Below are 1,151 nucleotides of genomic sequence, written 5' to 3'. Positions count from 1 at the left end.
GCGACGACGCGTTTGCGCCAGGGCTTCAGGACGGCGATGGCGAGGAGCGAGGCGAGGACGTTGGCGCCGGCGGCGACGAGGAAGACGCCGTCCCAGCTGTTGGTCGCCTGCTGGAGGTAGTTGGCGACGGGGACCAGGAGGGCGGCGGTGCCCTTGGCGGTGTAGAGCAGGCCGGCATTGGTGGCGGCGAACTTGGTGCCGAAGGTGTCGGTGCAGGTCGAGGGGAAGAGCGAGTAGATCTCGCCCCAGGCGAAGAACACGAACCCGGAGAGCAGCACGAACCACAGGGGGTCGTGGCCCCAGAGGTAGAGCATGTAGATGCCGAAGCCTTCCATGGCGAAGGCGATGAACATGGTGTTCTCGCGGCCGATCTTGTCCGAGACCCAGCCGAAGAAGGGGCGGGTCAGGCCGTTGAGGACGCGGTCGATGGTGGCCGCGAAGGTGATGGCCACCATGGTGATGCCCATGATCGTGACCGGCACCTTGTCGACGCCGATGTCGGAGGCGATGGGCTTGAGGTTGGCGGTGATCATCAGGCCGCCCGCACCCACGATGACGAACATGAAGTACATGAGCCAGAAGATCGGCTGGCGGGCGACTTCGCCGGGGGTGTAGTTGCGCCGGGTCTGGATGATGTTGGCGTTGGCGACGACTTCCGGCACCTGGCCCTTCTTGGGCGAAGTGAAGAAGAACGCGAGAACGCAGACGACGAGGCCCTGGCCGATGCCGAAGTTGAAGAACGCGGCCTGGAAGCCGTGATCGGCGATCATCCACTGGATCGGCGCGACGGTGAGCGCCGAGCCGGCGCCGAAGCCGGCGGCGATGATGCCGGCGGCGAGCCCGCGCTTGTCGGGGAACCACTTGAGGGCGGAGCCGACGCAGGTGCCGTAGACGGCGCCGGCGCCGATGCCGGCGACGACCTGGCCGAGGTAGAACATGTTCAGGGTGGTGGCGTAGGAGTTGATGACCCAGCCGATGCCGCAGAGCAGGCCGCCGAACAGGACGACGACGCGCGGGCCGTACTTGTCGACGAACCAGCCCTCGACGGGCACGAGCCAGGTCTCGAACAGGACGAACAGGGTGAAGGCCCACTGGATCGCGGCGCGGTCGAAGCCGAACTTCTTCTGGATGTCGGGCACGAAGAACGTCCA

Annotated in this window: 1 protein-coding gene; it reads right to left on the bottom strand. The window is 66.3% G+C overall.

The genetic code is table 11. From position 1 onward, the window contains the following. The coding region (gene oxlT, locus MKK49_RS23210) for an oxalate/formate MFS antiporter (protein WP_244032358.1) at positions 1-1,151 on the bottom strand (1,151 nt) is incomplete at both ends.

Source organism: Methylobacterium sp. J-090 (genome assembly GCF_022829345.1).
Taxonomy (GTDB): Bacteria; Pseudomonadota; Alphaproteobacteria; order Rhizobiales; family Beijerinckiaceae; genus Methylobacterium.
The sequence above is the reverse complement of the archived record's forward strand: the minus strand, read 5'-3'. Positions and strand labels throughout refer to the sequence as shown.